Here is a 25,596-nt window from a genome sequence, read left to right as displayed (position 1 = left end):
GTGAGGAGCCGGAGAGCCCGGTGGCCACCTACCTCCGCCCTCGTCGAGTCGGGGTACGGGCCCGCTACGCCGCGGGGACCCGCGACCCGGCCCGGGTGTGCCGGGTCCGCACAGGTCACGCTCATCACGCGGGTGATGACGTTCCTCGTGGCCGTCGTCGCGGTCGCCGCGATGTTGCTCGCCTTCCCGGCCTTCCGCGCGTTCGGGACGTCCCTGCTCGCCTCCGCGGGGATCAACTGCATCGTGGCCGGAATCGCGGCCCGGTCCACCCTCGTAACCTCTTCGCGGCCGGATCACCATGTCCGTCTCGTACTTCACGACCCGCCGGTTCGAGAACTGGTCCCGTGGTGGCGTGCAGATGACCGGCACGGTCTTCCTCCACTGCGACCACGGCGCGCCCTTGTCGACGTCACAGGGCGACAAGGTCCACGAGCTCTTGCACGGCTGCCGGGAGTGGGATGGCCGCGGCTGGACCTTGCCATCACGGACAGGACGCCGTCCAGCATCGTGGTGCGGGTCATCGTCACGGCCAAGGACGCCGACGACCTGTGGACCGTGCGTTGCGCGGTACGGGAGCAACTCGTCGCCTGGCTCGCGGAGAAGCACCCGGACGCCCTGCAGCGCGTCGTACCGAGCCTGGTGCCGGGAGCGGAAGACGCGGCAGCCGAACAGGGTCGGTGAGACAACTCCCCTGCAATCAGGGCCCGTACGGTGCCGGGGGAAGACGCAGGGCACGCGCGGGTTATGACCGTACACAAGACAAGCGTCCTCGTCCTGGACTGCGCCGAACCCGAGCCCTTGGCCCGCTTCTACGCCGCACCGCTCGGAGCCAACGCCGGTCCGGGCCCAGGAGGTGGGGAGATGTACCTCCTTACCGGAAGCTCCGGCGTGGTGCTCGGGGTCCGCCGCGATCCGGACCACGCGCCGCGGAGCTGGCCGACGCCGGAGAGCTCCCAGCAGGTGCATCTGCGCATCCTGGCCGCGGCGGACTCCCTCGACGAAGCCGAGCGCGAGGCCAGGCCGTGGCCCTCGGGGCCCGACCGGTGTCGGCCGAGGATGACGGCAGCCGCCTGGACGACCGTAAGACGCCGCGACGCTTCACCGACGCGGCGGGACACTCCTTTGTCCTCGCGGCCGTCGGGGAGCATTCCGCCTCGCACGCCACCGCCGGGTGATCCGCTGCTCTGCCTCAGCCCCGGCATGGGCCGGCCGCGTGTCACGTCCGGAACAGGGGTCCGCCCGCTTCCTGCAGTCCCTTCGGGCCCGGGCCGGCCGCTCGGCTCGGCTCCGGTGATTCCGGTGTTCCAGTGTTCCGGTTTCAGACGCCGCCCTCGATGAGTGACCAGCCCGAGGAGACCTTGGGGAGCGAGCCGACGTTGGCATAGTTCCCGTTGGCGAGCGTCGAGATCCAGGCGGTCCCGTCGTTCTTGTAGAAGAACAGGCTGTCCGACGTACGGCCCACCTTGTCCCAGATGCCGGAGGTGCCGATCTCGCGGAAGGCGATGCCCGCGCCGTCGGTCGCCCTGGACACCTGGAACTCCAAGTGTCCGCCCACCCTCGACAAGGACAGTAGGGAGTCCTTGGTCGCCGTCAGACTCCCCAGGTAGTCGGTTCTCGGGATGCTGCCCCTGTCCGTGTAGACGCCGTCCTTCAGGCTGCCGTAGCCCACGTTGCTCCAGGCAGAGAGGCCCGACCCGTGCCGGGCCGCGGACACCAGCGTGTCGCACGAGGCGGCCATGGTCCCCCAGCCCGTGCTGAAGTTGTCGTACGCCCGCACCTCGCGGTACACGCCGTCCTTGAGGGTGCCTGTGACGCCGCGGCCGGTGTTCCCGTTGTAGAACAGCACGGAGTCGCCGGACGCCTCGACGAAGGTCCAGCCGGTCGAGAAGTCGTCGAACGTCTGGTTGCGGGTGTACCCCCCATCCTCGAAGCTGCCGACCTCCCCTTCCCCGGTGTTCTTGTTGTACAGCACCAGAGAGTCGCGACTGGCCGCGGCGTGCGTGTAGCCGGCCGGGAGGTCGAACGCCGACTTGTACTGCCAGTTGCCGTCTGAGAGGGTGCCGGTGCCGGCTTCGCCGCTCCCGGCCTTGTAGAACAGGATGGAGCTGCTCGGCGTCGTCCGGTTGCAAAAGCGCGAGGCCGCGGATGCGGGCGTCACCGGACCGACCAGTAGGACGGCCGTCACGGAAGTGGCAGCGGCAAGAGCAACTGCCAGGGCTTTCCTCATCGGTTCTCCCCATTTCCTTGCACATGTGCGCGTGCAGCACCAGGGCGGGTGCGGGAGGCCATCCGGGCGCGCCGGAACTCTCGGCGCCGCAGCCGTGCACGATCTGAAGAAGGACACCCCTACGCGCGTCCGGCCCGCTCCCCGAAGCCGGCCCGGCGCCGCTGTCGAGCTCGTTCCACGCTCGTGCAGAGCCGTCCAATTCCATCGTGCGCCGCCCACACCCGCGCCGCATCTCGGCTCTTCGAAGGCGATTCGGATCGAGTCTCAGCCGCATCAGCGCACGATGCCGAGCAGTCCTCGACCCCGGAGGAGGGGCGTGCGCTGGCTCTCACGCTGGCCCGCCAGACCATCCAGCCGGACCCGGACATTCTCAACGGCGGGAGGCCGGACTACTCCACGCCGGACGGCCTCGTCGCTGCCGCTGATGTGGTCGCCGTCGAGTTCCCGCCCCCAGCGACCAGGCCGGCAGCGCCGCCCACACGGCCCAGGATCCCGCCCGGGCCCGGTTGCGCCGCGCTGCCCGAGCTGGGGACACCCGCCCGCAGGCGCCTCGCTGTACACGGTGAACGCGAAGACCAGACGTGGAGCCAATGCTCTGCTTCACCTGGCGGGCGTCGGGCTGGAAGTCACGCCGGGTGCCCCAGGCGCGACGTCCGAGACAGCGCTGAACCGGAGCAGAGCCGGCGGCTCGTCCCCGGACCTTCCGGTCGGCTTGGTGGCAGCGCTGGTGGAGCACGCGGGCGGGGGAGTGGCCCACGGTCAGCAAGTCCGCCGTAGGCACAGCGAAGTCCCTTGCCAATCAAACGACATGCAGAACTCTCAGCGCACCCAACTGCATGTGGATTGGGCACCGGGTGGCGCCTGCCGTGCCGGACCGAACCACCGACGTCACCACCCTGCGGACCATCGCGCGCACGTACGCCCGCCCGGTCGTGGGCAGCGCGCTCGCCCCCCGCACAGCGCCTTGCCCACCGCATGACTGACGGCGAACACCACGGCGGCGAGCGTTTCCGACATGGGCTGCCCACCAAGTGGCGACCGGGCGACAGACTGGCGGCGACTTCCACGACACGAACACCCGCGCGGCCCGGGCCGCGGGATCGGGTGGGCCGCGAGCCTCCTTCGTACGGCCCACTCCGTGGCGCGGCATGGGCGGGAGTGCCGGATGCTGGCCGTGATCCCTGGTGAGCGCGCGCGAGCAACAGAGGAGGCATCGTGACACCGCAGACCCGAATTCCGCTGGAGGGCGGGGCTTGCGTGCTGCTGGAGGGGGCGGTCGGCCTCGAGGGGCCCGTGAAGGCCAGCGCCACCTGCCATCTGCAGGTGGTCACGTTCTGGCGCAGCGGCCATGCGTAGCGCCGGGCGACGGGCCCAGCAGGAGACTCCGTCGGAGCTGCCCACCGCGGTGGCGCAGATCCTCGCGCCGGACGGAAGCGTGGCGGGGGCGGGCTTCCTCGTGGCCGAGGACGTGCTGGTCACGTGTGCTCACGTCGTCCAGGCCGCCGGAAGCGGGCCGGGTGACCGGGTGGCGCTGGCCTTCCCCCGTGCGGCCGGGGCAGACGGGCTGGAGGGGGAGGTAATCCCTGAACTGTGGCGCGCGCCCGAGGACGAGGACATCGCCTTCGTCCGGCTGTCCGGTACGCCGACGGGCATGAGGGTGCTGCCGCTGGGCTCCGCCGAGGGCCGTCGCGGCCATGGGGTGCGGTCGTTCGGCTATCCGGCGCAGGCGCTGCGCGAGGGGCACCTGGGTTTCGGAAAGGTGGGCGATGTGCTGCCGCCCGCGGGGCGCGCCGGGGCGCGTCTTCAGCTGACCGACGCCAACGACATCACCACCGGGTTCAGCGGCGGGCCCGTCCTCGACGAGGAGACGGGCCTGGTCATCGGTATGCTCACCGAGATCACGGCGTCCGATGCGTTCGCCCGGGGGCAGGGCATCGCCTACGTCGCGCCGACGCAGGTGCTGCGGGCCGTCATGCCGGAGCTGGCCCTGCGGGTTGAGTGTCCGTACCGGGGGCTGGAGCCGTTCACCGCGGAGCACGCCGACTGGTTCGAGGGGCGCAAGGAGGCTGTGGAGCAGGTGCTGGCCGGCCTCGGCAGCCACCGGCTGACGCTGCTGCTCGGGCCGTCCGGGTCGGGCAAGTCGTCGCTGATCCAGGCCGGGGTGTTGCCGGCGTTGGAGCGGGGCGAGGTGCCGGGAAGCGACGGATGGCTGCAGGTGTCGGCCCGGCCCCGGCAGGATCTACTGGCGGAGTTCGAGCGGGTCGGGCTGCCGGGGGCGCGCCGTGACGGGATCGGGACGGCAGCCGGCCGACGGTTGCGGAGTGAGCCCGGCCACCACCGAATTCTGCTGGTCGTCGATCAGTTCGAGGAGCTGCTACTGCATGGCGCCGACGGCCGGATGGAGGAGTTCCTGGCCGCTGTCGACGACATCACCCAGGGCGCCGACACGGTCACCGCCCTCAGCGTGATTCTGATCATGCGCGACGACTTCTACCCCCAACTTGCTGCACTGGCGCCCAAGTTGCTGGAAGCCGCCACCCCCGGGGTCCTCAACATACCGGGCACGCTGAGCCGAAGGGACCTCCACGAGATCATCGTGCTGCCCGCCGAGAACGCGGGACTGCGCTTCCAGCCCGGGCTGTCCGAGCAGATCATCGGCGACGTCCTGGCGAGTAGCCCGGATCCTGCGGCCGCCCGCCGGGCACCGGTCACCGTACTGCCCCTGCTCGAGATGACGCTCAAACAACTGTGGCTGCGGCGGCACGACGGCTACCTCACCCACGAGGCGTACCGGCGGATCGGAGCGGTCAGCGGAAGCCTGACGACATGGTGTGACACCGCCCTCGAGGAGCTCTCCACGGGCCGGCGACGCATCGCGCAGCACGTCCTCACGTCCCTGGTCCAGCCCGCTGACCGCAACCGCCGTACCCCCGCCGTCCGTGCACAGGTCCCGCTCGACGAACTGCGCGACCTGGCAGCCGGCCCCGACGGCGCGCCCGGCAACGACTTCGACGAGGTGATCGCCGCTCTCACGGGCCATCGCCTCATCACCACGCAGACGCTCCGCGACCCGGATCGGCCCGGTGCCCCGCCGGGCGCACCAGTGGCGGAGCTGATCCATGACGCGCTCATCCGTGATTGGGGTCGGCTACGGGAGTGGGTCGAGGAGGATCACCTGTTCCAGGAGTGGCTCAACCGCACTTGGGAGCGGCAGCGCGACTGGGCGGAGAAGAGGGATCCGGCCGATCTGCTCGCGGGGGCGGCCCTCGCGGAAGGCTCCAAGCTGTCACGGGACCGGGGCATGCCCGAAGACATCGCGGCCTTCCTCTCCGCCAGCCGCAAACGTCAACAGACCCTGGCCCGGCGGCGCAGAGACCTGATCGCCGTCCTGGCCACGCTGTTGGGGCTGGCGCTGATCGCCGCGGGGATCGCGGTGCTGCAGTGGCGCACGGCGGTGGACGAACGGCAGGCGGCGCTGTCCCGGCAGCTCGCCACGCAGTCCCGGACGCTCCTCGACGTGAGCCCCGACCTCTCCTCCCTGCTGGCCGTACAGGCGTACCGCGTTGGCCACACGCCCGAGGCCCTGGCAAGTCTGCGGACCGTCGCGTCCCTCCCGGCGTATCGGCGTCTGCCCGGGCACACCGGCAGTGTGGACGGGGTGGCGTTCAGCCCCGACGGCGGCACCCTGGCCACCGGAAGCGCCGACGGCACGGCACGGCTGTGGGACACCGCCACCGGCACGACCCGAGCCACCCTCCGCGGGCACCCCGACGTGGTGACTTCGGTGGCGTTCAGCCCCGACGGCGGCACCCTCGCCACGGCAAGCGCGGACGGCGCACGGCTGTGGGACACAGCCACGGGCAAGGCCCGCGCCACGCTGCCGGCGAGCACCGGCGGCGTGTTCTCGCTGGCGTTCAGCCCCGACGGCAGCACTCTCGCCACCGCCGGCCGGGACGGCACCACCCAGCTGTGGAACATCGCCTCCCGCGCGGTCCGCACCACGCTCGCCGGGCACGGCTCGACGGTGTTCTCCGTGGCGTTCAGCCCCGACGGCAGCACCGTCGCCACGGCCAACGCGGACCACACAGGACAGCTGTGGGACGCGGAAACGGGCACACCCCGCACCACGTTGTCCGGGCACACCGGCGCGGTCTACGCGATCGCGTTCAGCCCCGACGGCCACGCGCTCGCCACCGGCAGCGACGACGGCACCATGAAGGTCTGGAATGCCGCCACCGGTAAGGCGCGCAGCTCCTTGGACGTGGCCATCGGCGCGGTAACGGCCGTGGCGTTCAGCCCCGACGGCAGCACCCTGGCCATCGGCAGCATCAACCGCCTCCTGCGGCTGTGGGACGTGGCCACGGGGGCGATCAGCGGAACGCTGATCGGTCATACCGACACGGTGCAATCGGTGGCGTTCAGTTCTGACGGCCACGCCCTCGCCAGCGCGAGCGGCGACAAGACCGTACGCCTGTGGGACCTCACCCCTCGCGACGGCCGGCCCCTGGTCGGGCACACCGGCCTCGTCCACGGCGTGGCCTTCAGCCCCGACGGAGCCACCATCGCCAGCGCCGGAGCGGACAAGACCGTACGCCTGTGGGACGTCACCACGGGCAAGACCCGTAGGGTCCTGACCGGACATGATGATCAGGTCCTCAAGGTGGTCTTCAGCCCTGACGGCCGCACGCTCGCCACCTCCAGTAGCGACACCACCGTAAGGCTGTGGGACGTCACCACCGGCAAGATCCGCACCGTTCTCAGGGACCCCTCCCAACTCGTCTCGGTGGCGTTCAGCCCCAACGGCAGTACCCTCGCCACCGGCAGTGCCGACGGCACAGTGAAGCTCTGGGACGGCGGCTCCGCCAGGCCGCGCGCCACCCTCTCCGGACACACCGGCTACGTGGGCACGGTGGCGTTCAGCCCCGACAGCCGCACGCTTGCCAGCGGGAGCGCCGACGAGAGCGTACGGCTGTGGGACGTCGCCACCGGCATGGCCCGCTTCACCAGCCGTACCTCGGACTATGTGCACAGTGTGGTGTTCAGCCCCGATGGCCGCACGCTCGCCGCTGCCATCGGTGACTACAGCGTGCGCTTGTCGGAGGCCTCCACGGGGAAGACCCGGACCACCCTGGCCGGGCGGACCAGTCAGGCGGCGTCGTTGGCGTTCAGCCCCGACGGCCGCACCCTTGCCACCGCCGACTTGGACTGGACCACGGGACTGTGGGATGCCGACTCCGGCGAGAACCGCGTCACTCTGATCGGGCAGCACGCCGACGAGCTCACATCGGTGGCGTTCAGCCCCGACGGCCGTACGCTCGCCTCGGGCAGCGGTGACAAGACGGTGCATCTTTGGCATGTGAGCTTGCCCGCACCGTCCGAAGCGATCCAGAGGATCTGTCGTGCCGTCAACCGGGACCTGGACGCGCAAGAACGCACCGCGTATCTCCCGGGCAAGCCCTCTGGCGCCGTCTGCCCCACCCGCCGCTAGGGGTGGACCCGGCGGAGCCTGCCCCCAGCAGGGACACTCAACGCAAGCGGATTCAAGAAGTGGCGGCGCGGACCGAGCCGGTGCTCGGGCCGGCGGAGTCGGCGAGGAAGCAGCTGATCTCCCGGTCGCCGTCGGCCCAGTTGTCAGGCCGCGGATAGTAGTAATACCCACGCATCGTGTCCGGGAGCTCCGGGTCGGCACCTATGTAGTCGAAGAGCTCTCTGCCCCTGCACTTCTCGTCGGCAGTGGCGATGACCTTCGTCTCGCCCGGGTACGGCCCGCCGGGCAAGGTGACGACGGCGAACACCTCCGACTGGTGCGGTTCCTCACAGGGCACGATGTCCACCGACAAGGGCGCCGGGGCTTCGGCCTTTATCTCGGCCCCGGTGTTGAAGCAGTCCCCCACCTCGATGTCGTCCGTGTCGGCGGCGGCGAAGGCCTGGCCGGTCCCGGGAGCTCCGAGGAAGAGTGCGAACATCAGCGCTACGCCGTGGACAGCACGAGAACGCGGTGTTCGGGGAAGTCTGGACATACGCGCGGCTCTCCTCGTATTGGTCGTGAGACGCGGCGATCGATCCCCTTCCACGCTACGCCGAGACGGCCGGCCGGGCCATGCCACGCGGAGGGGCGGCGACAGCCCCCCGGATTTCTGCGGATGATGGTCGGTGCTGGTTCTTCAGTGGTTTGGCTTTAACGCTCTGTTCGAATCAGACCGCTAAAGCCAACCGACGTGATGCAGGGCCAGATCTCCGGCTTCACGGTGGAGAGCGGGCAGCGCGCTGAAGGGCAAGAGACCCCTGCGCGTGTCCGCTGCGGGTCCTGCGATGCTGGCCACGAGCAGCGACGCGAAGTTCACGATCTTCCATGCCGCCACGGGTTCCGTCCTGGCTACGGCCGCCAACTCCGGGAAGATGTCCGGGTCGTGGAACTGCCGGTACGACGAACAGCCCCTCGTACTGTGCGCGCCCGAGTCCGGCGCTGGGACGGCCACCAGCATTGTCGTCATCCGCGCCTCGAACGCGCTAAAGCTGTGACAGCTGCCGGACGGCTGATCCCCCGTGTTACAGCCTCCTGGCCCGGTGCGACGTGGCGGCGGACGACGGTCTTGGTGCGGTCGTAGACGATCGACATCGGCACGCCGTCGAAGTGGGCGAACACCTGGCGGTGGCAGTCGAAGAAGGTGGCGAGGTCCTGGCTGGTGGTGGAGCAGCAGAACGGTCCCGCGAGTAGGACAAGGCCATGTGGAACGAGTAGACCTTCGGGATCCCGACGTGGGCGAGGATCCTGCCCTCGTCTCCCCAGTCGACCTGGGCCTGTGGTCCAGGAACGACCTCGAACCGGCGGTGCAGGCCAGCCAGCTCGCCGGGAGTGATGCCCCGTTCCTCCGCGATACGCGGCCGGGCTTCCGGCATATAGGGCTTCACGCGCTGGGTAGTTGCCAGTGAAGCCGTACTCAGCCGGGGGGCCTGCTGGCGTTACGCCAGAGGCTGAGAACTGGATCAAGCGGGAGAACGGCCCGCCGCCGAGCCGCACCATCGCCTATCCGTACCTCCCGTGGCCGGCTGAGGCCGAGGCGGGATGCTGGCGGTTGCCTGGGTGAGGCGTTCTCGCGTTCCTCGGAGCGCTTGTTGTCGGCGGCGATCAGCATGCCGAAGACCGGCTTGCCCTCCAGGGCGCTGAAGGTGCGCCGGAAATCCGTGGACCGTAGGCTGGGGGCGGGGGAGCCTTGGCCTTCGGCCATGGCGGGCCATTCCCGGGCGCGTACGGTGCGGGCGTAGCAGACGGCACCGGCCTGTACCTGTGCCCGCTGGGTTTCGGGCGCGTACTCGGCTGTCTCCACGAGCTGGTCCAGGGCGCGGGCCTCGCCGCGGGAGGCGACTTCGGCGGACGCAGGAACCGTTGGCCGGTGCGGAATCTTTCGCTCGCCTTCGCACGGGGGACGCGCCTTGAGCCATTGAGCGGCGGCACCGCCGGCCGGTGCAGGTACGCCGCGCTGAGACAGGGGTGCGGGTGACCAACCGCTCCAGGCCGGGATCGGGGAGGTCTGCGCTTGACGCCTCTGGTCGGCGGCCCGCTGCGGGGAGAGGCGGAGGCGTCGGTTGCGAAGTCGGGGACGATCTCCCGGAGCTTCCCTGGCGACCGGGCGGCACAAGGGGCCAATAGGGGCTTTCCGCCTGGGTTGAATCACGAATCCATAACTGGGGGTTCGTCAACAGTCATATACCAGTGGCGACTTGGTCCCCTCGCCTATCCTCCCTTCACCGCGGTGGTGCACCGTCGAGCCGGATGACTGGGGGTCGTGGTGACGCTGTACGGACGGGCGGCGGTGCTCAAGGTCGTGGTGCCCTCGTTAGTGGGACTTGAGCTGGAGGGGGCCACCCGGCTGCGCATCCCGGGCGGGAGTCCGCTGCTGATCGAATGCGGCGGTGGGCGGCGCACCGGCAAGACCGCCCTCCTGAAGGAGCTGTCGGAGCGGTACGCGCAGCGCGTACCGCAGGCGTACGCGGATCTCGCGGCAGAGGACTTCGGACAGCCGGGGCTCGTTCCCTTGGCCGACGGCGCCACCGCGAACGCGTCGCGCACCTCCGATCTGCTCTTCTACCTGATGGACAGGCTGAGCCAGAAGCCGAACGGCTTCGGCGGGAAACTGTCCTTTCCCCGGCTCACCCAGGGGCTGCTCGCGGTCACCACCTGGCAGGCCGTCCAGCCCGCCGAACTGGTGGCCGCCCGCCGCCGTCTCGCGGGCCTGCTCCGGGAGAGCCAGCCCGACCTCCAGGAGCGCAACGACCGGGTGGCGGGGTGGATCACGCAGGTCGCCGAGGGCATCGGCGCCGCGGGGGGCTGCCGCCCGGGGTGAACGAGCTGGTGGCGCCGCTCGCCGACATCGTCACCACCGAGCTGCTCGGCCCCCGCGCCAACAAGCAGGGCCTCGGCTGGTGGGCCGGGCGGCGGATGGCCCCCCAGGGCGACGGGCACGCCCAGCTGACAGAGCTGGCCATGCGCTTCCGCGGCGACCCGGACGACCGCCGTCTCGCGGAGCGGCACCTGCTGGCCGCCCTCCTGGAGGACATGGCCGACCACTACACCTGGGTGCGCGTGAAGAACCGGGTGCCGCGCCCACTGCTGCTCCTGGACAACGTGCACACCCCGCTGGGTCGGGCGGTCATGGACGCGCTGACCCGCGTCTGGCACGACGAGCCCGTCCGGACGCGCCCCGGCGTCGTCGTGACGGCCCTCGCGGCGGAGCCGGCCGTCCCCGGCCCCGAGAACACCGCCCCGTCGACGAGGAGCGCGGCGGGCCCGTTCTGGCGGCAGGGCCGGCCGGAGACCGCGGCCGGCTGGGTGCTGCGGCTGCCGCTGGCACAGCTCGGCCTCGACGAGGTCAAGGAGATGTTCGGTACGGATCGGCCGGAGCCCGGCACCGCCCAGTTGATCCACCGGCTGAGCGCCGGACGGGCCGGGATCGCCCACACCCTGGTGCAGGCTGTCCGGCAGCGGATCCGCCTCTGGGAGCCCCTCGACCTGCGCGCCCTGCTCGACCTGCCGCTCGGCACCGAGCCGGGGCCGCCCGTGCACGAAGGGCTGCTCCGGCTTCTGGTCCCCCACGACGTCGCCCGGCTGCGCCTGGCCCACTACGCTCCGGCTCTCGACGACACGGCCGCCCACCAGCTCAGCGTCCACTACCCGCCCGGTGACCCCGGCGGCGTACCCGTACAGGAGACCAAGACCCTGTTGCGGAACGACTGCTGGGGCCGTCACCCCTGGCCGGGTACCGAGGGGCCGTTCGTCGGCGATCCCACCTTGCGCGCCCTGCTCGTGCACGACCTGCGCATCCGCGCCAGGCAGACGCCCGGGGCCGAGCGGTGGAAGAACATCCACCTGCTGCTGCGCTCCCTGTACGCCCCGGACACCCGGGGCACCGCCGCCGGGCTGCACGACGTTCGCTATCTGCACCACTCGCTCGCGATCGTGGACACGGACGTCGTCGTCCGCGCCCTGCACCGCCGCTTCGCCGAGCAGGACGCGTCCACGTGGCTCGCTGCCCTCAACCTGGTCTGTGGTGCGCCGCACCCACCGGAGAACCTGGCCACGCCGACCGTGGTGCCCGTGACCTGCCCGGCGTGCGCGGTCGAGAACGACCCCGTGCACCAGGCCGTCAAGCTCCTCGTGCTCAGCCTGTGGGAGCAGTCGCACCCGCTCGCGCCACCCGACCCGGAGAAGACCAGCAGCGTCCGGCTGCAGCTGCTCACTCTGGCCCAGAACAGCGCCGCCGTACCCCAGCGGGTCTTCTTCCAGGCGCACGAGGAGTGGCCGCAGCTCCTGAACCGCTGGGTCCAGGCGCCCGACTTGCCGACCTACGGAGAGCCCCGCACATGAAACTCTGGCCCGACGGACCCTTGTACCGCGCCCTGTTGATCGCCGCCGCCGCCGTCGTGCTGGGAGTCGGTGGCTACCTCGCCTACGACCAGTGGTTCAGCGACGACCCGGCCTGCGCCACCGGCGTCGTGGAACGCGGCCCCCGGCGCGAGTGTGTCGGCGTCACCGACGGCAGCTACGTCTTCTCCAAGCCGCTGGAACAGGTCACCGACCGCATCAAGGCCGAGAACGACAGCCTCGCCGGCAAGTCCCCGGCCACCGTCGCCCTGATGATCCCCATGATCTCCGACACCGCCGCCGAGCAGCGGGAGTACGTCGAGCAGGTGCAGGGGGCCTATCTGGCCCAGTACCGCGCCAACCACGACGCCAACAACAAGCAGCCGCCCATCCGGCTGGTGCTCGCCAACCCCGGCCGGGGCTACAAGGAGTGGCGGACGGTCGCCGACCAGCTGGTGCGGGCCGCGGCCGACAAGAAGGAGAACCTGCGGGCCGTCGCGGGCATCAACATCAGCATCACCGAGACCGAGCAGGCCGTCCGCTACCTCACCAAGGACAAGGGCATCCCGGTCGTCGCGGGCCCCATGACCGCGGACGACATCAAGAACACCGCGGCCGACCCGCACGGCTACCCGGGCCTGGCCCGCATCGCCCCCAGCAACACCGACCAGGCCGACGCACTCGCCTCGTACGGGTCGGACATCAAGCCCGTCGAGACGATGGTGGTCGAGGACATCCGCGAGGGTGACAACTACCTGACCACCCTGCGTCAGACCTTCGAGAAGCTCGCCATGGGAGCGCCCAACGCCCCGGAGACCTTCCGTTCGCCGCCGGACTTCAACGACGAGGGCAACCTCGCCAACGACTTCCATCAGATGGTGCCGGACATCTGCGCCTCCGCCGCGAAGACCATCTACTTCGCCGGTCGGCCGGTGCAACTGCGGCAGTTCCTCGTCGAGTTGGGCAATCGGACCTGCAACAAGCCCTACACCGTCATCAGCGGCTCACACGCCTCCACACTGACGGTCGACGAGAAGTTCGCTGGCCAGTGGGGCGCCTTCACCAAGGGTGCCGGCATCACCTTGCGCTACACGGCCCTGGCCCACCCGGATGCCTGGGGGGAGAAGAGCACCGAGGCCACCGGCGGTTCCAAGGCTGCGCTGAAGGAGCTGTCCGACCTGCTGCAGAAGCTCTCCACCAAGGAGGCCGACTCGATCGGCCCCGCCAACCTCCTCGACGGCCGCGTCATCATCATGTACGACGCGGTCTCCACCGCCATCGCGGGCATCCGCAACGACACGGTGGGCGGCGTGAAGATGCCCTCCCTCCCCGAGGTCGCCGACAGCTGGCTACGGCTGCACGGCAACAACCGGGTCGAGGGTGCCAGTGGCTGGATCTGCCTGGACCAGTACGGCAACCCGTACAACAAGGCCATCTCCATCGTCCACCTCGACCCGGCTACGAAGACTGCCGCCTTCGACGGCATCGCCTGGCCCTCGGGCCACGCGCCCGACGTCAACTGCTCGATCGTCAAGGGAGGCTGACGGCAGGCTGGGCGGCCCGGGCGGCACCGTTCCCAGATCCGGGAACGGCTCCCTGCTACGGCCTGACGTCCGTGTGGGCGCGGCCTGCTGACGGTGCGCGGGGACCGCGGGCCCGGCGGGGGCGGCGCCCGCCGCCAGGCAGCCGTGCCTTCCACATCCTCCGGGGGCCGGCTCCGGTTCAGCGGGCTGCTGCTGACGCTGCGGCCGCTGCTGCGTGATCGACCGCGGCCGGTTCGCACCGACCGAGGAGGGCACTCCTCAAGGCGGGGCTCCCGTCTCCGCCACAACCCTCGCCTGTCCGCATCCAGCCAGGGGAGCAGCCGTACGGAGACCCGCGGTACCGACGAGCGGCTTTGGTGACAGGTAGGCCGAAAAGTGTGAGGTAGTGACAGATAGCACGACCAACTGGTTCCAGATACGACGCTGGAAGGACCGAGCGTTGTTCGCCACTGCCCAGAGCCCGTTGTCGGCGGCAAAGAGGAGCTCGGGCCAGGACAGGGCGGGGCCCATGAAGTGCCCGTCGTCTGTGGCCAGCAGCAGCGAACGCTCCCAGCCGGCGTGGTGCAGGAGATAGTCGACGCCGGGATCGTCCTTCCACGCGATCGCGTCCCACGGAGTGGTGTAACGGATCTTGGCTGGGAAAGTGCGCCGTTTCTGTGCCCTCGCGTGCATCGACTGCTGGTGAACGCTCCCTGAGAATGGGGCAGGCGACCGTGCAACTGTCCTTGGTGAACTGCCAGTTCGGTCCAAGGGCGCGCCCGGTGACCTTGTCCCAGCATGACCTACTTCGCCTGCTTGAGTCACTACGTTCGGCGGATGGTCTTGAACTCGTCCGTGAGGTCGCTGAGCGGTTGCTGCAGGAACTGATCGAGGCCGAGGCCACCGCCCGGATCGGTGCGGAGTGGGGCGAGCGGACCGACACCCGTACCACTTGGCGCAACGGGCACCCGGAGAAGACCGTGACCACGCAGGCCGGGGACCTGGAAATCGCGATCCCGAATCTGCGGGCCGGGAGCTTCTTCCCCAGCCTGCTGGAACGTCGGCGCCGCATCGACCAGGCTCTTTACGCGGTCGTCATGGAGGCCTACGTCCACGGGGTCTCCACCCGCTCGGTCGACGACCTGGTGAAGGCTCTCGGCTCGGACACCGGCATATCGAAGAGCGAGGTATCCAGGATCTGCGCCGGCCTCGACGAACAGCTCGACGCGTTCAGGGCCCGACCCCTTGACCACACCAGATTCCCCTACGTCTTCCTCGACGCCACCTACGTCAAAGCCCGCGTCGACCACCAGATCGTGTCCCAGGCCGTCGTCATCGCGACCGGCGTCACCGAAGACGGCGGCCGAGAATTCCTGGGCGTCATGGTCGGCGACAATGAGACCGAGGCATTCTGGACCGAGTTCCTGCGCTCGCTGCGCGAACGCGGCCTGAGTGGTGTCCGCCTGGTCATCTCCGACAGCCACAGCGGCCTGGTCAAAGCCATTCGGAAGGTCATGATCGGAGCCGGCTGGCAGCGCTGCCGTGTTCACTTCGTACGCAACGTGTTCTCCGTGATCCCGAAGGGGCCGCGGAGATGGTCGCCGCGACGATCCGCACGGTCTTCGCCCCGCCCACTGCCGATGCGGTCCGGGCTCAGCTCGACACCGTCGCGGACATGCTCGGCCAGCAGTTCTCCAAGGTCAAAGAGATGTTGCTGGAGGCGAAGGAGGACCTGACCGCGTTCGCGGACTTCCCCAGCCAGCACTGGAAGAAGATCCAGTCGACCAACCCGCTCGAACGTCTGAACCGGGAGATCAAGCGACGTTCCGATGTCGTCCAGGTGTTCCCGAACACCGCCGCGGTCGCCCGTCTGGCCACGGCCGTCCTCGTCGAGCTCCACGACGAGTGGATCGCTTTCCCCCGGCGCTATCTCTTCATCGAGAGCATGGACAGCTTCTATCCGGACAACACCACCTGCCTGCCCGGCACTGCCGAATGATCCGCTACACCACATCAAGGGACATGACCGGGAACTTGTGCGCTGCCGTCATGCCATCCCCAACGGATCGCAGTAATCGCCGGTCACCACTGCCATGAAACGGCAGGCCACGCGTTACGATCACGCCCGGCCCGCCGACGGTATCGAGAGGCCGGGCGGGGCCTGCACGGGGGCGAGGCCGCCTGCCCGTACCCCTCGGCCTCGGCGCGGCTCAAGCGAGGCGGGGCTCAGTCCTCTTTTCCCGCCAGGACACGATCAGCCACATAGTGCGGGCAGGACAGAACATGCCACGTCATCGTCAGGCGGCACCCGGCCGCAACCGAGACCGTACGCGCCTGGCCGTCAGCCGGGCCCGCCGCGCAGTACGGGCATACGACGGTCTCTTCCCTCAGCTCAGCCGTCATCCTCCAGATTCTGCCCGGACGGCGCGGGCATGACGAGAGGGTCGCGCCCGTCATCGCCTGGTGCACCACTGGCCGACTGGAAACAACGTGGCCAAGCGTCGTTGCGAGGGTGGCGGCCAGACGCTAGGCGAGCCCGACCAGGTCAGGATCCGAGGTCTCGCCGAGTCGGGGAGTGCGCGCCTCGGCGGGACGGTTGTGGTCTGGTCTGGTCGCCTCTTGGGGGCGCTTTGCTGGATTCGTCACGGGTACTGCGCTCTGGTCGGCTACTGGGCGACGGCTGTCTGGGTGGTAGCTGCGGCGGATGGCGTAGTACCCGGTTCGCTGCACTCCGGCAGCCGGTAAGTATCGGCGCAGAGGCCTTCCGTTGACCTGGACGGGACGCCGTGCTGGCGCATCGGTGAAGGAGAGAACTGCCATGACTGACATGTGGAGCTACAACCCCGAGTCGCACTACACATCCGGTACGAAGCTGGTCGGTTTCAAGGTCGAGGCCAGCGACGGACACATCGGCAAGGTTGACGAGGCCACGGAGGAGGTCGGCGCGTCGTACATCGTCGTCGACACCGGCCCGTGGATCTTCGGCAAGGAAGTCCTGATTCCCGCCGGGACCGTCGTGCGCGTCGACATGAAGGAGGAGGAGATCCGGGTCAACCTCACCAAGGACCAGATCAAGGACTCTCCCGAGTACGACAAAGCCAGGCACCGCGGTGACGCCGCCTACCGCGACGAGCTCGGTGAGTACTACGGACGCGGCCACATCTGATCCGGCCTCCGGCGGCCTGAGCGAGCGAAGGCGCAGGCCGCCTTGCGGGCCTGGAACGGATACGCGCCGACTCCGGCCGAACAGGCCGCGCTCGACGATGAGCTGCACCGGCGCCTTGCGTGAGTGCAGCGCCCGTGAGTGAAGCGATGCACATCGTGCTCGACGAGACGACCGTGGCCGCGGCAGGGCAGGGCACTGACCCTCGCTTTTGATCGAGGAAGGCCCTCGCAGCATCTCGGGCATGTGCGGCGCTCGTCAGCCAGCCCCCGTGGACGGCCGCGATTGTCGGGACACCGCCGATGCCGAATCCAATGTTGATCACCATCCATCCCGGCTCATCAGGTTTGCCAAAGGCGCTTGCCGGTGCCTAATCGGCTGCGCCGTGCGGTCGGACAGCGGGCCTGACCGGCGCCGTGGGTCTTCCGAGTTACCTGTCCGGCGTGCATTCAGGGTGCCGCGTCGCTGTGTCCGCATACCCAGGCCAGGGCGTCGTGCACGCCGCGGTTGTAGTCCCGCTGGCCGGGCTGTCCGGTGGGGTCCTCCATCTGCACTACGGCCGCATCCACCTCGGCGGTGAGTGCCGGAAGGCCGGGGAAGCCTTCCGAATCTCCTGCTCCGGTGACTGGTGAGCGGTCCGCGCGTCCCAGCGCCCAGCGGTAGGCCGCTGACGCGCCGGCGGAGAACTGCGGCGAACGCTCACCCTCCGCCTTTCCGGCTTCCAGCCGCCTGTGCGCCGATTCGACGACGGCGTAGTCCCGGGTGCCTACCCGCCGCTCTTCGCCCTGCCGCATGCTCCGCTGAATGCTCATACCGCCCGTCTACCCCGCGTGGGGCCCCTGATGTCCGGCTTTGGTGCACGTAGGGAGGTGATGCCCTGAAGAAGGCCGGATGGACGGCACATGAGGATGCCTGTCGGGTGGTAGACGAACCGTCACCCCCTCGGGCGCCGGGCACAGCCGTGTCGGACCGCTCGGAGGGCGCCGCCGGGCCGACCACGGTGCGGCTGAAGGGATGATGACCATGCTGGAGGACCTGCCGTTGTTGCTTCATGAGGTCGTTGGTGCGGCTGCCGTGCCAGATCGTCCCTTGGTGGCGGTAGGGCGCAAGCCACGTCTGTGGCCTCGAACTTCAACCAGTCCCGCGGTCGGCGGCGCTCGGCCGGACGGCAGTCGACGGCGGCCGAGCCGTCTGCACGGCGTACGAAGTAGCCCGGCGCTCCAGCCAGGACTCGTACCCGATGTGCCCGCGCGACATGGAGAACGCGAACACCGATCGAGAGACCCTGCGCGAGCTGGCGGACGAGGGCAACGAGACCACTCTGGACCGGCTGGCCAACCTCGCTGACACGGCCGGCGGCCTCGGGGAACTGAGCGAACTATTGGATGAAGGATCCATGCGCGCTGGGTTTCTGCTCATTCGACATGCGGCCTTCAACGGCGACCTGCGCGAGCTTCAACGGATCGCCGACGCCGGATGCGACGAGGCCGGGGACAAGCTGAACCGACTACTGAGGGCACCAGCCGACGGGCATCGGGATTGAGGATCTGGCTAGCCCACCGGCCGTCCAGTCCACGGGGTCACCGATTTCATGCCGCAGCCGGTGCCAGACCTTGCTGAGTGGTGCTCGGAGCCCCAAGGCAAGCGACCGACGGTATCGTCCGGATCACGTTGCGCCGAACGCCTCGCCAGCTGTCCTTCCTTCGGGAGGCTCGGCGCCTTCCCTACCCCAACACGCTGAACTTGACAGAGAAGGAACGTCACACGTTCCCGGGCCGCCCGATAGTCAGCCGAGCTTCAGGGGCGGGGCGGGCAGTCAAGGATGAGCGCAGTTCATCGCCTTGGCGACGCCGGAGGCGTCCTTGACGGCCCGGCTCGGCCCGCACACTTCGAGATCGGGCGGCCCTCTCAGTCGGCACCGTCGGGTCGAGGCCGGCACTGGGGACGAAGGAGGCCGAGGTGGGGAATTACGCGAACGCTGACACAGGCGCTCGCATTCGGCGAACATCGCGTCGTTGGCGCCGTCGAGGCCTGCGCGGGCCAGCCGCGTGAACTCGGGGCTGGCCGTTCCGCCGGCGTCGTCCTCGGTCATCGAGGCGGGCAGCCCGTCGTTCGTCTGGTGGACGGCCATGCACGCCAGCTCGACTACGAGGGCGGTGGTGGCCGCATCTTCTGCGAGGAGGGTGAGCAGGGGGCCCTCTGGCAGCTGGTGCAGCCGTCCATGGCAGTGCCGATGATCTGGCCGAGGAGGCGATTGTCGATCCGCCGGTTCTCGCTGCCCGGCTGTGTGGTGTCGTCGGGGATGCGCAGGTCCCCGTGTACGTGGCTGTCCGCGGGCGGGATGGCGTCCTGAAGGTTCCTGCCGGCCTTGTTCTGTCTGTACGGCTTGCCGGGCTTGTCTGGCCCCATCACGTCCTCCAAAGCGGTACGCGTACCCGCAGACCGTAGCGACGCCGACGGGGCCACCGTGGAACGTTGCGAGGAGTGTCCCACCTCTGGGGTGCCGACTGGGCGCCGTGTCGGGTAGCGGTCCGGCCTCCCCAGGAGGTGGGGGAGGCCGGAGCGCTCAGGGCGTGTGCCCTGCGGCTGGTTCAGAGGATGTGCTCTGTTGGCTCCGGCACTGTGGCTGCTCGCAGGTCAGCAGCCTGTGATGCTCTTACTCGCCGTGGTGGTCGCCCTTGTGGTGGTAGTCCTTGCCGCCGCCGCCGCTGGCGTTGATGCAGGTGTTGCCGAAGGCCGGGTTGAGGGCGCCGACGACGTTGACGGTGTTGCCGCAGACGTTGATCGGGATGTGGATGGGTACCTGGACGACGTTGCCGGACAGGACGCCGGGGGAGCCAATGGCAGCACCCTGGGCCGTGGCGTCTGCGGCCGCCATACCGGCGCTGCCGGCGAGGACAGCAGCGGCTGAGGCGGTAACCGCTACGGCCTTTGCGATACGCGACATCAAGATCTCCTAGAGAAGTGGACCTGCCGCAGGAAGTACGGCACGTGCTTCCCCTCCAACAGCACGAGCAAGGAGCCGGTTACGGCCGTTGGGCCGGATCGGTGACCCAGGCCACCTCGCCAGTCCTGTCGGCAGGGCGGGGCGCGGTCCGGCGGGGGCTGTGGTGCGGGCGCAAGGACCGGTCGTTCATGCCTGCGGGAACCCATCCGAAGCGACGCCGGTTTCGCTGTGTCGGTAGGTCCACCCCATCGAGTGCCACCGCGGGCAGAGCACCGAGCTCGCCGCCGAGATCTGCCCGTCTGCGGTGAGCGGGCTCCGGACAAGCTGTTCCGAACGCCCGGCGGATATCGTGACCGCCTACGAACACAACGGGGGCCGGCACGGTGGGCATCGTCGGGGACAGTCTGGACCGGGCCACCGCCGCCAAGGGGACCCGCCCCATCCCCAAGTCCGCCGGCGCGCAGATGCGCTACCTCGTCAAGCAGCACAAGGGCTCCACCAAAGCCGTCGCAGCCCTCCTGGCTATCTCCCAGCGCACCGTCGAGCGGTACGTGAAGGACCAGATCAAAATCCCGCGCCCCGAACTCGCCGAGCGCATGGCCGCCGAGGTGACCCGGCGCTGGCAGCCCCTGGTGAAGAAGCGCGCCCGCGAGCAGGCCGCGAAGCGCACCGGCCTGGTCATCGAGACCCGGGCCCGGTTCGGATTCACCGCCGCCCCCGGCACGACCGACGACGGCCGGATGCGGCGCATCACCCAGCACGTACCACCCGAGTACGCGGGCCGACTGTTCGCCGCCCCAAACGCCGGAGCATCGGAGGCCAAGCTCCAGCAGATCGCGGCCGAAGCTCTCCAGGAGGCGTACTTCAAGGACAGCGGCCGTCGCGCTGGCGACCTCCTCGTCGAGTTCACCGACATCGACTACCTCGACCTCGGATACTGACGGCGATGTGTACGGAGCCGGCCGACCCGTGCGGTTGAGCCGAAGCACGATAGTTGACACAGAGGCAGGCTTGTTGTCACCGGCGGGTCCGGGCGGCCGGGGTGACGCTTTGAGCGGCTCTGTCGTCGGTCGTGCGCCGAAGCACGATGTCGGCCACCCCGGCCCCGGGGGGCTTTGGTCGAACAAAATCACGATTGAGGATCCTTCATCGTTTGCCGACAGGTGACCTCTGCCCTGGCGGCACAGCCGGGCCAGCCAGGACGGCCCACCGTCCGCCGGCGGTGAACAAGGGACCGACTGGGCTCGACGGTCACTACAGTCCAGTCTCATGACGACGGTCACAACGCGTACGGTCCAGTACCCGGCCGACGCCCTCACGATGATCGGGCACCTCGCGCTCCCTGCCGGTGCCGACCGCCGGCCCGCAGTCCTGATAGGGCCCGAGGGGATGGGGCTCAGCAACGTCGAGCGCCGCCGGGCCGAGGCCCTGGCTGAGCTGGGATACGTGACACTGGCCTTCGACCTCCACGGCGGGCGCTATATGAGCGACCCCGAGGAGATGCTGGGCCGTTGCATGCCACTGCTCGCCGACCCCGACCGGATGCGGGGCATCGGCCACGCGGCGCTCGACGTGTTGCGCGCCGAACCACGTGCCGACCTCGACCGGGTGGCGGCTATCGGGTACGGCACCGGGGGAGCGATTGCGCTGGAACTCGGGCGCGATGGCGTCAACCTGCGCGCGATCGGGACAGTCAACGCAACTACCACGGGCCGACCGGGCGAGGCGGCACGCATTCGCTGCCCGGTGTGGGCCGGAGTCGGGTCAGAAGACCCGATCATGCCGCCCGCGCAACGCGAGGCGTTCACCGCCGAGATGCAGGCCGCAGGCGTCGACTGGCGCCTCTCGGTCTACGGTGGAGCCCTGCACGCCTTTCACCACCCACCGGTCGACCACACCGTGCCCCCCGGCGTCGGCTACCACCCGCGGCACGCACAGCGCGCCTGGAGAGACATCGTCGACCTGCTCGCCGAGTGTCTGCCCGTAACGGAGTGATCCGGTCGGTTCTGACGCTCACTTCCGCCCGTCGTCGTCTTCATCCAGCTCTGGCGCGTCCGGGTCACGCAGCGGGCGCAACCCGCCTCCGGCCGGGGTGAAGCGGTGAAGCTGGAACGGCCGAGTAGGCCCTGTGCTCGCGTGGCTGCGGCCAGTGACAAGAGCCGTGCTGTCCGGGTAACAGTGACAAGTAGCTTGCTGATCCGGTGACAACTGCGGTGCTTCACCCTCCACAAGTCCGCCGGCCAGATGCCGCCGTCGGTGACAGGCAGCGCGCTTCGGCTCAGTTGTCACATAGGCAGACCAGTTGGCACCGGTGGGTCCGCATGCCGTCCGGGTTCGTCGTGCTGGGCCCGGGTGGTGCCGTATCCGTGGCGTGGCTTGGAGGGCGGCTGGGGGCGATGGTCCTTTCGGATGTTTTTGTGCGGTTTGCCGGTGGTCCGTGGTGTGGTGGGTAAGCCGCCTCCGACTCGACCAAAGGGTCGTTGTCTTTACTGCTGTTCGCGGAGGTCCCGTGCTGGAAGACGAAACCCGCCATTTGCCCGATACCGCAACGCCATCGGGCGGCCCGAACTTGGAGGCGCCGCCTGGACTGGAGTGGTACCGCGTCGATGTGCCGGATGACTTGCAAGAGTCACACCCCGAACCGGTGTACGCGCTGCGCCCGGTTCCCGGTGGGCTGCTGAGCGGTATGGGAACCGGGCGCGGCGACGGCCACCACCGCGGGACTCCCGAAGAGCGGAGCCACTACCAGAAACGGAAGGCGGCCGAGCGGGACAAGAAGCTCCAAGAGGCCGAGGAGGAGCGGCGCGAGCAGACCACCGCGCCGGAGGTCGTGGAGTACCTGCGCGGCCTGACCCCTTGGGCGGAAGTCGTCGGTCAGGGGCCCCCGAAGGGGTCACGGACGGCGCGAAGAACACGGATGACGTGGGTGAGTACCGGCACGTGACCCGGCAGGGAAGTTCCATACCTCCACCCCGGAGCGCCCGATGATCACCTCGGTGAACGAGGACGTCATCTGGCCCGGGGGCCCTGCTGCAGGGCGGAAGGCTCAAGGAGGGAAAGTTCGTCGACTGCGGTGTGGATGAGCTGCGCAACGAAATCAGCATCACGGTCGATGTGCGTGATGCGGCTGTTCCCCCTCCGTTCGCGCCATCGCGCAGCGCCAGCCACGACGCCTGGACGCGGGCGCTGTGGCCTCAAGGCCGGCCGGAGGAGCCCACGGGTGAGGGGGCGGGCCGCGCCGACGACGAGGAAGAAGGAGGGGGCGAGGAGGGAGAGAAGGGGACCGGCGAGGAGGAAGAGAAGGGGACCGGCGAGGAGGAGAAGGAGGGCGAAGAGAGGCAGCACGGCGAGGAGCACGTGGACCCGGGTGAACGGGCGGCCCTGCCCAAGTACTTCAAGTGCGAGAGCCGCAACTACGACTCCAGCCGGGCGCTGCTGCTGGACTTCGGGATCTCGGCGCGTTACCTGACGATCAGCGGTGACGCCCAGGCCAGCTTGGAACAGCATTCCGAGGAAACCACGATCTACGCGATGCTGTGGCACGAGGCGTACAACGTGGTCTGCGACACGATCACTCCGCACAACGTGTTCCGCGAGGACGTCACCCTTGAGCAGCTTAAGGAGTATCAGCCCAGGTTGGGGCCGGGCAACCCGCCGGTGTACGTCCGTTCGGTCACCTACGGGCGGTACCTGGTGCTCGCGTTCCACAGCAAGGTGAACTCCTCCTTGGCCGAGGCGGCGCTGCAGTTCGGGTTCACCGGCAAGGTCGCGGATGTGTCGGGCCACGCCTCCACGGCGGTGGAGAGCGTACTGAAGGAGTCCCACCTCACCGTCCTGGCCGTCGGCGGGCGGATGGAGAACATCGAGCAGTTGCTGAAGGACCAGAAACTCGTGTCGTCCTTCTCGGGGAAGGACTCGCCGCTGACCGTGGGCGAATGCGTCCCCATCCGCTACACGCTGGCTGCTCTCGCAGACGGGGAAACCGCCGAGATCCCGGAGACCGTCGAATACGCCGAGACCACCGTCACCGAAGACTTCGCCTTCGAAATCTCCGACCAGAGCCGGAAATGGAAGCAAAAAATTTCGCCGGCTCCTCCATTCGGCGTTTCCGTAGAGGGCAGGCAGGTATTCCAGTTCCCGGCGAACACCGAGCCTACGAAACTGGGCTTCGAAGCCTTCGTTGAGGGCAAGCGCTGCTTCATCCCGGTCGCCCCGGCCGACTTCCGTACCAGTGACACGTTCACCAAGACCTACGTCGGATCGGGATCGTGGGTGTGGGAAGAGCTCACTTACACCGCCAAGAAGCTGTCCCCGCGGTACGTCTAGCGTTCCTCATGATCGGCGAAGGCGTGCTCGCACCAGCGGGCAGCGACCATGTTGCGCCAGCCGCAGGCGAGGGCGACCTTGGCGGCCGCGGCGAACGATTCCCGGTCCGGCTCCTTGATCAGAGCTTCCGGGCGTAGGCCGATCAGCCAGATGCCGTGGCGGGTCACCGTGAGGCAGGTGTGCGGCAATGGCGTCTTCTGCCGGTGTGGAAATCGCGGTGCCGGGCCTGACGTTGCCCGGTCCACTTCCGCCCGAGGACCGGGCCATGATGCCGGTGGGGCCCCGCACCGAAGCGAGGGGCCCCACCGGTATCGGCGTAATTTACATGGATCCCGTGCAGCCCTGGAAGCCGCCGCTGAAGGCCGCCGTGATCCAGGTCCTCATTTCCTTTTCGGGAATTGGTCAGCTCGCGGAGCTGTGAACAAACCTTCTTGTGGATCGCCGACCTCGCCTGCGTCAGGCTCGGCCGACTCGGGACGTCATTCGGTGGAGACAGATCGCGGCCAAGTCGCAGTGCCTCCACTGGAGAGGCCGCAAGTGCCGCCCAGACGGCACTGAGCGGGGCGGTTCCTCACATAGGAATCAGAACGCGGACGGCGGGCGATGTTCCCAGTTCCGGGTTCCCCAGGTTCAGCAGCGAATTGAATTCGAAAGGAATTTCCCCAACTAAAATGCGGAGCGTTCATCCTTCGCTTATTGATCAGAAACTCAAAGGGTTCTCGTCCAGGACGTAGCGGACGTGGGGGCCGCCGAAGTAGCCGCGGACGATGTGCGGTTGACGCTGCCGCCTATGGAAGAACCTGCGGGTTTCGGCGGCGAGTTCGGCCTGGTTCCTGGCCCTGTGGGTGTGGGGCAGGCTGCGTTTGAGGTCGGCGTTGACCAGCTCGTCCGGGTTCAGCTCGGGTGAGTACGAGGGCAGAGAGTGCAGCTCGATCTCGTCCTTGTGGTCGGCGAGCCAGGCCCGGACGGTCTTCGAGCGGTGGGCCGAGTGCCGGTCGACGATCAGGTGCACCTTCCGGTCGAAGTGCCCGACGATCCGGGCGAGGAAGCGGCACATGACCTTCGCGTCGAACGACTCGGTGAAGACCATGAAGTGCATCCGGCCACGGGTGCTGATCGCGGACATCGCGTTCACGGAGAAGCGGTTCCCGGTGCGGCGGACGATGGGAGTCGCGCCTTTGGCGCCCCGGGTGCGGCCGGTGACCTGGTCCGAGCGGACCCCGACCTGGTCGCCGAAGAGAACCTCGGCGTTCTCCGCCTTCGCCTTGGCCGAATCGCCGGCCAGGTCTCCTCGTGCCAGACACGAACCGCTTCCGCGTCCTGCTCGACCGCCCGTTTGTCCGGACGCTGGAAGGTCAGCCCCCAACGCTTGAGGTACTTGCCCACCCCGGGCTCGGTGAAGCGGATCCGGTACAGCTTGAAGACCAGCTCGCCTATCTGCCCGCGTGTCCACAACTGACCCGCAAGTCCCAGGTCGGAGGGGACGTGATCGAGGACGGCCTGCCGGACCGCGGCCTGTTCGGCCTCCGAGAGGACCTGATGCTCACC

The 25,596-nt window shown here is 69.0% G+C and carries 22 protein-coding genes and 4 pseudogenes; 17 read left to right on the top strand and 9 right to left on the bottom strand.

The window, feature by feature from the left end; translation table 11 throughout:
* Positions 1-59: 59 nt before the first annotated feature.
* Positions 60-681 (top strand): annotated as a pseudogene (locus J7E97_RS35705) (mechanosensitive ion channel family protein); the annotation flags it as partial.
* 63 nt (positions 682-744) lie between these two features.
* Positions 745-1,338 (top strand): VOC family protein, encoded by a 594-nt coding sequence (locus J7E97_RS10950; RefSeq protein ID WP_308346455.1) that lies wholly within the window; start codon positions 745-747, stop codon positions 1,336-1,338.
* Here J7E97_RS10950 and J7E97_RS10945 read toward each other — a convergent pair.
* Positions 1,319-2,158, bottom strand: a complete 840-nt coding sequence (locus J7E97_RS10945) for a hypothetical protein (protein WP_215025088.1) — start codon at positions 2,156-2,158, stop codon at positions 1,319-1,321. The genes J7E97_RS10950 and J7E97_RS10945 overlap by 20 nt on opposite strands.
* A gap of 117 nt (positions 2,159-2,275) precedes the next feature.
* Between J7E97_RS10945 and J7E97_RS36970 the strand changes: the two genes are divergently transcribed.
* From J7E97_RS36970 to J7E97_RS10930, 3 genes are all read left to right on the top strand, one after another.
* Positions 2,276-3,004: a hexameric tyrosine-coordinated heme protein gene (locus J7E97_RS36970; RefSeq protein ID WP_374224129.1), complete on the top strand. Its 729-nt coding sequence runs from the start codon at positions 2,276-2,278 to the stop codon at positions 3,002-3,004.
* A gap of 438 nt (positions 3,005-3,442) precedes the next feature.
* The gene (locus J7E97_RS10935; protein WP_215025082.1) at positions 3,443-3,583 is read left to right on the top strand and encodes a hypothetical protein; all 141 of its coding nucleotides are present in this window, start codon (positions 3,443-3,445) and stop codon (positions 3,581-3,583) included.
* Entirely contained in the window at positions 3,576-7,715 is a 4,140-nt protein-coding gene (locus J7E97_RS10930; RefSeq protein WP_215025079.1) for a trypsin-like peptidase domain-containing protein, read from the top strand. The genes J7E97_RS10935 and J7E97_RS10930 overlap by 8 nt, the downstream gene beginning before the upstream one ends.
* Before the next feature lie 52 nt (positions 7,716-7,767).
* On the opposite strand, the gene J7E97_RS10925 is transcribed toward J7E97_RS10930, so the two are convergent.
* Complete coding sequence (locus J7E97_RS10925; RefSeq protein ID WP_215025076.1) at positions 7,768-8,193, bottom strand: septum formation family protein; 426 nt, start codon at positions 8,191-8,193, stop codon at positions 7,768-7,770.
* Positions 8,194-8,539: 346 nt separating this feature from the next.
* On the opposite strand from J7E97_RS10925, the gene J7E97_RS10920 reads away from it, so the two are divergent.
* Entirely contained in the window at positions 8,540-8,749 is a 210-nt protein-coding gene (locus J7E97_RS10920; protein WP_215025073.1) for a hypothetical protein, read from the top strand.
* Between the two features lie 37 nt (positions 8,750-8,786).
* On the opposite strand, the pseudogene J7E97_RS35700 reads toward J7E97_RS10920, so the two are convergent.
* A pseudogene (locus tag J7E97_RS35700) lies at positions 8,787-9,170 on the bottom strand (DDE-type integrase/transposase/recombinase); the annotation flags it as partial.
* An 847-nt stretch (positions 9,171-10,017) separates the two neighbouring features.
* Here J7E97_RS35700 and J7E97_RS10915 point away from each other — a divergent pair.
* The 5 genes and pseudogenes from J7E97_RS10915 to J7E97_RS10895 all read left to right on the top strand — a co-directional run bounded on the left by J7E97_RS10915 (position 10,018) and on the right by J7E97_RS10895 (position 16,778).
* The gene (locus tag J7E97_RS10915; protein WP_215025070.1) at positions 10,018-10,572 is read left to right on the top strand and encodes a hypothetical protein; all 555 of its coding nucleotides are present in this window, start codon (positions 10,018-10,020) and stop codon (positions 10,570-10,572) included.
* Entirely contained in the window at positions 10,569-12,092 is a 1,524-nt protein-coding gene (locus tag J7E97_RS10910) for a hypothetical protein (RefSeq protein WP_215025068.1), read from the top strand. Before J7E97_RS10915 ends, J7E97_RS10910 begins: the two co-directional genes overlap by 4 nt.
* Positions 12,089-13,633, top strand: coding sequence for an ABC transporter substrate-binding protein (locus J7E97_RS10905; RefSeq protein WP_215025065.1), 1,545 nt, complete (start codon positions 12,089-12,091; stop codon positions 13,631-13,633). The genes J7E97_RS10910 and J7E97_RS10905 overlap by 4 nt, the downstream gene beginning before the upstream one ends.
* Before the next feature lie 761 nt (positions 13,634-14,394).
* Positions 14,395-15,611 (top strand): annotated as a pseudogene (locus J7E97_RS10900) (IS256 family transposase).
* Between the two features lie 819 nt (positions 15,612-16,430).
* Positions 16,431-16,778, top strand: coding sequence for a PRC-barrel domain-containing protein (locus J7E97_RS10895; RefSeq protein ID WP_215025061.1), 348 nt, complete (start codon positions 16,431-16,433; stop codon positions 16,776-16,778).
* A gap of 446 nt (positions 16,779-17,224) precedes the next feature.
* Here J7E97_RS10895 and J7E97_RS10890 read toward each other — a convergent pair whose 3' ends face one another.
* Positions 17,225-17,587: a hypothetical protein gene (locus tag J7E97_RS10890; protein ID WP_251054234.1), complete on the bottom strand. Its 363-nt coding sequence runs from the start codon at positions 17,585-17,587 to the stop codon at positions 17,225-17,227.
* 443 nt (positions 17,588-18,030) lie between these two features.
* Between J7E97_RS10890 and J7E97_RS10885 the strand changes: the two genes are divergently transcribed.
* On the top strand, positions 18,031-18,318 hold the full coding sequence (locus tag J7E97_RS10885) for a hypothetical protein (protein WP_215025058.1): 288 nt from the start codon (positions 18,031-18,033) through the stop codon (positions 18,316-18,318).
* 273 nt (positions 18,319-18,591) lie between these two features.
* Here the strand turns inward: J7E97_RS10885 and J7E97_RS10880 are convergent, their stop codons facing one another.
* From J7E97_RS10880 to J7E97_RS10870, 3 genes are all read right to left on the bottom strand, one after another.
* Positions 18,592-18,906: a hypothetical protein gene (locus tag J7E97_RS10880; RefSeq protein ID WP_215025055.1), complete on the bottom strand. Its 315-nt coding sequence runs from the start codon at positions 18,904-18,906 to the stop codon at positions 18,592-18,594.
* A 14-nt stretch (positions 18,907-18,920) separates the two neighbouring features.
* Positions 18,921-19,184, bottom strand: coding sequence for a hypothetical protein (locus J7E97_RS10875; RefSeq protein ID WP_215025053.1), 264 nt, complete (start codon positions 19,182-19,184; stop codon positions 18,921-18,923).
* A gap of 247 nt (positions 19,185-19,431) precedes the next feature.
* On the bottom strand, positions 19,432-19,722 hold the full coding sequence (locus tag J7E97_RS10870; RefSeq protein ID WP_215025050.1) for a chaplin: 291 nt from the start codon (positions 19,720-19,722) through the stop codon (positions 19,432-19,434).
* Between the two features lie 383 nt (positions 19,723-20,105).
* On the opposite strand from J7E97_RS10870, the gene J7E97_RS10865 reads away from it, so the two are divergent.
* The 4 genes from J7E97_RS10865 to J7E97_RS10850 all read left to right on the top strand — a co-directional run bounded on the left by J7E97_RS10865 (position 20,106) and on the right by J7E97_RS10850 (position 24,048).
* The gene (locus tag J7E97_RS10865) at positions 20,106-20,663 is read left to right on the top strand and encodes an XRE family transcriptional regulator (RefSeq protein ID WP_215025047.1); all 558 of its coding nucleotides are present in this window, start codon (positions 20,106-20,108) and stop codon (positions 20,661-20,663) included.
* 328 nt (positions 20,664-20,991) lie between these two features.
* Positions 20,992-21,717 carry a dienelactone hydrolase family protein gene (locus J7E97_RS10860; RefSeq protein ID WP_215025044.1) on the top strand — a complete coding sequence of 242 codons (726 nt, stop codon included), beginning with the start codon at positions 20,992-20,994 and terminating at the stop codon, positions 21,715-21,717.
* Positions 21,718-22,408: 691 nt separating this feature from the next.
* On the top strand, positions 22,409-22,666 hold the full coding sequence (locus J7E97_RS10855) for a hypothetical protein (protein WP_215025041.1): 258 nt from the start codon (positions 22,409-22,411) through the stop codon (positions 22,664-22,666).
* A 131-nt stretch (positions 22,667-22,797) separates the two neighbouring features.
* Positions 22,798-24,048 (top strand): thiol-activated cytolysin family protein, encoded by a 1,251-nt coding sequence (locus J7E97_RS10850; protein WP_215025038.1) that lies wholly within the window; start codon positions 22,798-22,800, stop codon positions 24,046-24,048.
* Here J7E97_RS10850 and J7E97_RS10845 read toward each other — a convergent pair.
* Positions 24,045-24,236, bottom strand: coding sequence for a hypothetical protein (locus J7E97_RS10845; protein WP_215025170.1), 192 nt, complete (start codon positions 24,234-24,236; stop codon positions 24,045-24,047). The two genes, J7E97_RS10850 and J7E97_RS10845, sit on opposite strands and share 4 nt — an antisense overlap.
* On the opposite strand from J7E97_RS10845, the gene J7E97_RS10840 reads away from it, so the two are divergent.
* Positions 24,236-24,469: a hypothetical protein gene (locus J7E97_RS10840; RefSeq protein WP_215025035.1), complete on the top strand. Its 234-nt coding sequence runs from the start codon at positions 24,236-24,238 to the stop codon at positions 24,467-24,469. The genes J7E97_RS10845 and J7E97_RS10840 overlap by 1 nt on opposite strands.
* A gap of 279 nt (positions 24,470-24,748) precedes the next feature.
* On the opposite strand, the pseudogene J7E97_RS10835 reads toward J7E97_RS10840, so the two are convergent.
* Positions 24,749-25,596 (bottom strand): annotated as a pseudogene (locus J7E97_RS10835) (IS630 family transposase); the annotation flags it as partial.

The sequence above is a fragment of the Streptomyces sp. ISL-66 genome (assembly GCF_018614135.1).
Lineage (GTDB): Bacteria > Actinomycetota > Actinomycetes > Streptomycetales > Streptomycetaceae > Streptomyces.
This window is presented reverse-complemented; position numbering and strand designations above follow the sequence as displayed.

Excerpts from the sequence above, each read along its gene's own strand:
- J7E97_RS10870 (WP_215025050.1), bottom strand. The coding sequence starts at position 19,722 with ATGTCGCGTATCGCAAAGGCCGTAGCGGTTACCGCCTCAGCCGCTGCT.
- J7E97_RS10905 (WP_215025065.1), top strand. The coding sequence starts at position 12,089 with ATGAAACTCTGGCCCGACGGACCCTTGTACCGCGCCCTGTTGATCGCC.
- J7E97_RS10860 (WP_215025044.1), top strand. The coding sequence starts at position 20,992 with ATGACGACGGTCACAACGCGTACGGTCCAGTACCCGGCCGACGCCCTC.
- J7E97_RS10930 (WP_215025079.1), top strand. The coding sequence starts at position 3,576 with ATGCGTAGCGCCGGGCGACGGGCCCAGCAGGAGACTCCGTCGGAGCTG.
- J7E97_RS10840 (WP_215025035.1), top strand. The coding sequence starts at position 24,236 with ATGGCGTCTTCTGCCGGTGTGGAAATCGCGGTGCCGGGCCTGACGTTG.
- J7E97_RS10890 (WP_251054234.1), bottom strand. The coding sequence starts at position 17,587 with ATGAGCATTCAGCGGAGCATGCGGCAGGGCGAAGAGCGGCGGGTAGGC.
- J7E97_RS10875 (WP_215025053.1), bottom strand. The coding sequence starts at position 19,184 with ATGGGGCCAGACAAGCCCGGCAAGCCGTACAGACAGAACAAGGCCGGC.
- J7E97_RS10885 (WP_215025058.1), top strand. The coding sequence starts at position 18,031 with ATGGAGAACGCGAACACCGATCGAGAGACCCTGCGCGAGCTGGCGGAC.
- J7E97_RS10855 (WP_215025041.1), top strand. The coding sequence starts at position 22,409 with ATGGGAACCGGGCGCGGCGACGGCCACCACCGCGGGACTCCCGAAGAG.
- J7E97_RS10920 (WP_215025073.1), top strand. The coding sequence starts at position 8,540 with ATGCTGGCCACGAGCAGCGACGCGAAGTTCACGATCTTCCATGCCGCC.
- J7E97_RS10950 (WP_308346455.1), top strand. The coding sequence starts at position 745 with ATGACCGTACACAAGACAAGCGTCCTCGTCCTGGACTGCGCCGAACCC.
- J7E97_RS10925 (WP_215025076.1), bottom strand. The coding sequence starts at position 8,193 with ATGTTCGCACTCTTCCTCGGAGCTCCCGGGACCGGCCAGGCCTTCGCC.
- J7E97_RS10895 (WP_215025061.1), top strand. The coding sequence starts at position 16,431 with ATGACTGACATGTGGAGCTACAACCCCGAGTCGCACTACACATCCGGT.
- J7E97_RS10880 (WP_215025055.1), bottom strand. The coding sequence starts at position 18,906 with ATGGCCGTCCACCAGACGAACGACGGGCTGCCCGCCTCGATGACCGAG.